The organism is Paenibacillus puerhi (assembly GCF_009846885.1).
Taxonomy (GTDB): Bacteria; Bacillota; Bacilli; order Paenibacillales; family NBRC-103111; genus Paenibacillus_G; species Paenibacillus_G puerhi.
In genome coordinates this window covers 231,530-237,976 of sequence record NZ_WUWM01000008.1, presented here as the reverse complement: position 1 = coordinate 237,976, position 6,447 = coordinate 231,530, and the positions used below count along the sequence as shown (strand labels likewise).

The window sequence follows — 6,447 nt, the reverse complement described above, 5'->3', positions numbered from 1 at the left end:
TTCATTCACGGGTGAAAGTTTCCGGCTCAAGCAAGCGATGGAGCGAATTCCGCAGTGACCATTCATCTGGCAAGCGGTCTCGGCATTTTTGGCAGCAAGTTTAAGCATTTTTCGCTTGCAAAAAACAGGCATGTCTGGCTGTGACATCCGTGTACGCGGCAAATCAATTAAGCTCCTCTGATCCAATTGCTGCAGCTAACTCGCAAACCATTGATGTTCAAAAGAAGGAGCCAATCTCCATTTCAACGATTCAAGATAAAATGCTGAATGCAGTTGATAACTACCAGTCATTAAAAGGGTCCTATCATAAAGTAACCCCGACCGTGGATAGAGTGGTAGAATTCGAGATCCAAGAAGGAAGCGCACCTGGAAGTTATGTAAGAGTTCAGGATAAAAGCGGTAAATCTACTGAAACTAGATTTAGTGGTAACACTATTTCTGTCTTCGATCTCCACACAAAAAAAGTCTCCCAAAACCGAGTAGGTACACCAATTCAAATTAACAAAAGTGAGCCACGGTATTATAAGGATGAAAACGAGGAGAACCACTTCGTTTATAGGGGGGATCCGGCAGTAGCAGACCAAGCAAGTGATGTTGCTCTTCCTCAAGCATATGCATTTTGGCTGTATACTTCCGTACCAACGATTACTGGAGAAGATAATCTTTTTGATAGAAATACCGCAATAGTTGAAGGCGATCTTGAAAAGGGACTTGCTGAAAAAAGAAAGGCGACCCGTTATAAAATGTGGGTCGATACCGAAACCGGCGTTTTATTGAAGCTGATCGAGACCAATTCAAAAAATGAAGTTGTAAACACCTTGGAGGTTACTTCCATTGAATTTAATAAACCTACTCATTCAGCCAACTTTTATGTTCCAGAGCAAGTAGAAGGATTCTCTAAGAATGGAACTGGATACCCGGAAAACAAATCTGAAAAATAATAAACTGTTGAAAAGGTCTGCCGACAACAAAAGTTTTCCTAATAAAAAACATGATAGACCAAGAGCGTAGCCCAAAGCGACTACGCTCTTGACGGATTATATTGTCCTCTATCTATATAGGACTGCGTTTCCGCGGTCAGGCGCAACCCCACAATCTTTACGCTTGCTTGTAACGCTCGCGGATCACATTCAGGTGATGTGCTTCATGTCCGGCAATGACGCAGGCGAGCGCCCGTACGGAAACCTCGCTGCCATTGGCCACTCCCTTGCGAGCTAGCTTACGGGCGTCCAGCGTCCTCAGCAGAGTCAACGTCGAGGCGCGGACCGCTTGGTAATCTTCCAGAAGCAGGGCAAGCGGAAGATTATCGAAGCCCGACTCCTGCACAAACTCGTCCTGATCGAACCCGGCGAGCGGGGACATATCTCCCCGGGATATCCTCAGCAGGCGATAGGACATGACGCGCTCGGTGTCCGTAAGATGGCCGAGCATTTCCTTCAGGCTCCATTTGTCAGGTGCATAGCGGTACCGGGCCTGCTCCTCGCTCAGAGGGCGGTAGATGTCCAGCGTCTCGTTCTCCTGGCTTCTGAGGATTGCCTCCAGATCGCCTGCCGGTACCAGTCCTACATAAACTGCATAATAGTCGTTGTATTCATCACGATTGGGCCGTTCCATCATCTTATTCATCCTCCCCTGTTTCTAGTGGCTGCTTCAGCAGCTCTTGTAATTCCTCCGAGTCGGCCGTAGGCGACTGCGAACTGCTTGCACCGGGATGCTTCCAGGCTGTCTTGAAGAATCCTTGCTCTTTCATCCCCCGAGCACGTCTATTTCCAGTCCAAGCACCTCCAGCACCTCATCCGAGGGCTCATTCTTATCTTAGTAAGTTTCTAGATAATATTCAATTATTTCCATGAAAATAAACACTATCTTAGTACCCCGAGACGTTAAACCATATCTTTCAACCATAAGGAAAGCGCTTCGCCAATTTCATTGGGTGCGTCTTCTTGGGGATAGTGTCGGCCTGGCACCGTAACTTCGGTCTGCGATGGCCATGTACGGCAGAAATCAATGTGGGATTGTGGTAATAAGCCAGGTGTGCATTGAATGAATAATTTGGGAACCGCGCTTTTCGCCAGCCATTCTCCATACTCGGTGACAATCTCCGTTATATCGGCCGGATCTCCATCGAACGGAAGTTGGCGTGCCCAGCTTAGCATAGGGCGGCGGCTTTCGCCCGGCTCCAGAAACGGTCGACGGTATTGTGCCATCTCTTCATCCGTCAGCTTGCGCAATATATTGACTGGCAAGTTGAACTCGATGAACGAATTTTGCTCTAGCACCATCTTCTCCCCTTCCGGAGTCCGAATCGTTTGGAAGATTTTACGCCCATTCTCCGGCATTTCACTCCATCTGCGCGGCTTAATAATTGCCTCCATGTAAACGATGCCTTTGACCGCTTCGGGATGACGCTTACTCCAGTCGAAGCCCAGTACCGATCCCCAGTCGTGCACCACGAAGGTCACGCGCTCGCACACATCAAGCTGATCGAGCAGCTCATCAAGATAGCGGCGGTGTTGGGCAAAGGTATACGCGTGAGGTCCGCTATCCGGAAGCTTTGCGGAATCACCCATTCCTATGAGATCAGGCGCTATGCAGCGGCCAAACTTCTGGGCGTAAGGAATAATGTTGCGCCAGAGATAGGAGGATGCCGGATTGCCGTGTAGGAAGACGATCGGGTCACCGCTTCCTTCCTCCACATATGCCATCTCTAATCCGAATACTTGAATTCGCTTTTTCTCATAGGGAAATGCCTCGTTAATCATTTTTCATCTCACCCATCCATTTTATTTGATCATATTTGAGCCGCGCGATTTCAATGGCCCAAGCAATATCTTGATGCCCGATTTCCGTTTCGTTTAGCTGAAATTCAACCCACCGAACCGTTGAGGATCATCTTACGCCTCCTCCTTCTCGGTCAGATTGCGAAGCACGATTTTCAGCAAGTTTACTAACAAATCATACTCTTCATCGTTAATACCTTTCCTCGTTTTGTTCTTAACGCGGGCCAGTGCTTCCTGCACTTTAGGTACCACCTCACGTCCCGAGTCCGTCAAATAGAGCAGATGATAGCGGTTGTCGGCGGGATCGACTTCCCTCCGTACGTAACCTTCTGCTTCCAGCTTGGTAATCGCTTTGGCGGTAGTCGTTTTGTCAATGAGCAGTTTTTCGCTTAGCGCCTTCTGAGTAATCGGTTGCCGAAACGCAATCGCCATCAGAAAAATATACTGTCCGCTTCCGATTCTATATGGTGCCAACTCGGCTGAGATCAATACCTGCATGTGTCGGTAGATCGCTGAGATGTATTGACCGTGCGACTCCTCTGCGCCCTCGTCATGCTGCCTCCAATGCTCGCTCACATTATCCCTCCGTCATATAGGATGTTATTGCAACTATTTTTTGAATATATGGCAAGCAAGATCAAAAAAAGCGATTATGCCTAATAGCATGATCGCTTTTTTCGAAATCCACTTTCTCTAATTTTACAAAAATAAAGCGTTACTTGCGCGATGACTGTGCTATTCCGTGTTGCTTCAATCCTTCTTTCCTTTAACTTTCGCTGTAAAAATGCTTAATGCAATAGTAAGTATCACATACGTCCAAAAACCATGAATCTCAAAACCCGGTAAGTATCGATCAAGCAGCCATAACTTAATGGGCGTCAGCACGAGCGAAGCTAGGATTAATAAAGGTGTGGTCAGACATCCGATTCCCCCCACAAGAATGGAAAGAACAGATATCGTCAATAAAAGACCATAGACGAAACTGATTACAAACATAAAGACCGTTGCCAGGACCAATGTTTGGGTATCCGAGATAGAAATATACGAACTAAAATATTGACTGCCTATCCAGAAAACAAGAAATGTAGCCAACAGATGAAGTAAGTTTCTCAACGCCGTTCCTCCTTCCTTCCCGCGGTGACATATACCTTTCCATATAAAAGGGAAACTTTTCTTTTTTAGATGGTACCCTCCTGGCCGGATATCGTCAAGGTTATTTTGAGGAATCCTCTTTGTTCTAAATCAAATTATGCGGCACACTAAGTATTGATTCTACCCGGCAGACGAAGATTTCGTTGCCGCCTGCCATCTGGCAAAGGCGATGAATATCAAAGAGGATACGACGACAGATGCCGCACAGACCATGAATAAGATGTCGTAGCCCGTGTATTGGGATACCCAGCCAAGTGTGATCGAGCCTAGCCCAATCCCTAGATCGAACGCAGTCAAATAGGAGGCGTTGGCAACACCCTTCTTGTCGGGATGAGCCAATCGCAAATTCGCCGCTTGGAGCGCTGGCTGTGCAGAACCGAAGCCGATCCCATACAGGATGGCGGCGGCAATGACACCCCCTAAGCCGCTGGAAAAACTCAATACGATCAGAGCCGATATGGTAATCATCAATGCCGGGATGATGATCCGGGACTCCCCATACCGGTCGGATAGCTTTCCCGATATCGGTCTGATCAGGGTCAGGGCCAGAGCATAGACCAAGAAGAAGGTGCCTGGATTAACCTGGATCGAAGCTGAAAACAATGGCAGGAACGTCGTGATCCCCCCGTAGGCAACGGCCAGAAAGAAAAGCGTGATCGTGACCGGCAGGACAGATTTCTCAAATAAAACAATCCTCCTTGACGACGATACAGGCTGGAAAGGAATACGGGTCAGGAAAACCAGTACTAGCGATGCCGCTGAAAGGATCGTCGTCAGTAGAAATAAGCTGTGAAAAGAGCCGTTGTCCAGGACCCAGATCCCTAGCATCGGACCAATCGCCATCGCGACCGTCATCGCCATACCGAACCAGCCCATGCCTTCGCCCCTGCGTGAAGCAGGTATAATGTCCGTGATCGAAGTGCTGACGGCCGTCGTGGAAAAAGCCCAGCTGGCGCCATGCAGCATACGCAGCAGAAGCAGCAGCACGATACTTCCCACCCAATCGTAAAGATACATCGACAAGGTGAATACGACGAGGCCCCAGATCATGAACGGCCTCCTGCCGTAGCGGTCAAGCAAGCCTCCTACAAGTGGACGAAAGACAACGGCTGTCAGTGTGAACATGCCCACAGCAAGACCAATCTGAGAGTCATTGCCGCCAATATCTTTGATAAATAGCGGCAATGTCGGCAGCAACAAATAAAACCCTGTAAATAAGATCAACATCCCTAATGTCATCTGGATAAAGGACTTCGTCCATAAGCGCTCCATAACATCCTCCTTCTACTTCACTCTTCGAGTCTTAATCGGGCTGTGTTCGAACGCGTTCAATCTCTTCCTTGATCCACTGAATGTCGACCTCTCTTAATCTTGCTTGACGATCCAATGCACGCAGCAGCTGAACGCGCTGCTTCTCCGGCTCCGGTTGATAGGTTGCAAGAGCAGACTCAAAGTCTGTGATATGCTTAAAATTCTTCTCGAGAATTAGCAGATACTGCTCTAGACTTGACAGCCGGACTTCCTTGGCCACGTACTGGAAGTACACCAGCTTGAACTGGAGCATGAGCTCGGTCTCGCCTTCCAACGTTGAATCAAAGGGCTTCTTCATCAACTGCAGAAACCGGTCGCGCCCCACCTCTGTGATATCGAATATTTTTTTCGTTCGTCCCCCCTTCGTCTCTTCCTCGGTCAGCAGAGTAATCCACCCTTGTTCCGTCATTCGGGTAAGAAGCGGATACAGCGTCCCCGAGCTTAGCTTACGTCCGAGCCCTACCGAGTTTTTAAGCACGTCCTGCAGCATATACCCATGCTTCTTGCCCGTCATCAGTTCTCCCAAAACAAACAATTCGTACAATCCCGAATGCACCTCACTCATATGTATCGATTCGATACATATTATATGTCGAATCGATATATTTGTCTAGACGCTGAAAACACCAAAAAAACTGACGCCGATAAGACCGACGTCAGCTTGCTTATTTCTCCATGCTTTCATTATCCCAACTCTTGCTCATGTGCACCAGCTGCTCCGATTCCCAATAGCGTTCGCCATAGCCCCGGGATTGCCAGAACGGATACCCTCCCGGCAAGTATAAGGAAGTATGCAGATAGCTCTCCGTAAATCCCGCTTCTCTCGCGAATCGTTCCGCCTCGGCATAAAGCCGGCCTCCCACTCCCTGTCTTCGGCTGGCAGGATGAATATAAAACTTAACGATCTCGCAGACCGGTCCGTTTCCGATAAAAGGCTCCACCTCGGGAAAACGCCTGTCATAGGGCCTGACCGCTGCTGTGCCAAGCATACGCCCCTTCCCATCCTCGGCCAAGAAAAAGCAGGCATTCGCCGGCCGTATATATACCTCTTCGAAGAAAGTCAAGTCTTGCGGATTCGCATCGTAGCTGCCGATCGGGTATAAGGCGCTCATCATCGCCAGAACAAAGCCTTTGATTTCGGCGCTTCTCTCCAGGTCCGCTCGAATAATTCGATAGTCTGTTCGCTGTTCCAAATTCAGTTTCC

9 protein-coding genes are annotated in these 6,447 nt (G+C 48.5%); 1 reads left to right on the top strand and 8 read right to left on the bottom strand.

All coding sequences use genetic code 11. From position 1 onward, the window contains the following. Window positions 1-140: 140 nt before the first annotated feature. A complete protein-coding gene (locus GSF01_RS09665; RefSeq protein WP_159883298.1) occupies window positions 141-941 on the top strand; it encodes a LolA-like protein in 801 nt (266 codons plus the stop codon). Window positions 942-1,098: 157 nt separating this feature from the next. Here the strand turns inward: GSF01_RS09665 and GSF01_RS09660 are convergent, their stop codons facing one another. From GSF01_RS09660 to GSF01_RS09630, 8 genes are all read right to left on the bottom strand, one after another. After that, window positions 1,099-1,617: a DinB family protein gene (locus GSF01_RS09660; protein WP_159883296.1), complete on the bottom strand. Its 519-nt coding sequence runs from the start codon at window positions 1,615-1,617 to the stop codon at window positions 1,099-1,101. Window position 1,618: 1 nt separating this feature from the next. After that, on the bottom strand, window positions 1,619-1,750 hold the full coding sequence (locus GSF01_RS30040; RefSeq protein WP_268893704.1) for a hypothetical protein: 132 nt from the start codon (window positions 1,748-1,750) through the stop codon (window positions 1,619-1,621). A gap of 133 nt (window positions 1,751-1,883) precedes the next feature. Next, window positions 1,884-2,762 carry a haloalkane dehalogenase gene (locus GSF01_RS09655; RefSeq protein WP_159883294.1) on the bottom strand — a complete coding sequence of 293 codons (879 nt, stop codon included), beginning with the start codon at window positions 2,760-2,762 and terminating at the stop codon, window positions 1,884-1,886. A 132-nt stretch (window positions 2,763-2,894) separates the two neighbouring features. Then, window positions 2,895-3,356 carry a MarR family winged helix-turn-helix transcriptional regulator gene (locus tag GSF01_RS09650; RefSeq protein ID WP_235941378.1) on the bottom strand — a complete coding sequence of 154 codons (462 nt, stop codon included), beginning with the start codon at window positions 3,354-3,356 and terminating at the stop codon, window positions 2,895-2,897. A gap of 174 nt (window positions 3,357-3,530) precedes the next feature. After that, window positions 3,531-3,893 (bottom strand): phage holin family protein, encoded by a 363-nt coding sequence (locus tag GSF01_RS09645; RefSeq protein WP_159883292.1) that lies wholly within the window; start codon window positions 3,891-3,893, stop codon window positions 3,531-3,533. 159 nt (window positions 3,894-4,052) lie between these two features. Then, a complete protein-coding gene (locus tag GSF01_RS09640; RefSeq protein ID WP_159883290.1) occupies window positions 4,053-5,204 on the bottom strand; it encodes an MFS transporter in 1,152 nt (383 codons plus the stop codon). A 31-nt stretch (window positions 5,205-5,235) separates the two neighbouring features. Continuing rightward, a complete protein-coding gene (locus tag GSF01_RS09635; RefSeq protein ID WP_159883288.1) occupies window positions 5,236-5,787 on the bottom strand; it encodes a PadR family transcriptional regulator in 552 nt (183 codons plus the stop codon). A gap of 121 nt (window positions 5,788-5,908) precedes the next feature. Then, window positions 5,909-6,436, bottom strand: coding sequence for a GNAT family N-acetyltransferase (locus tag GSF01_RS09630; RefSeq protein ID WP_159883286.1), 528 nt, complete (start codon window positions 6,434-6,436; stop codon window positions 5,909-5,911). Between the last annotated feature and the right edge of the window lie 11 nt (window positions 6,437-6,447).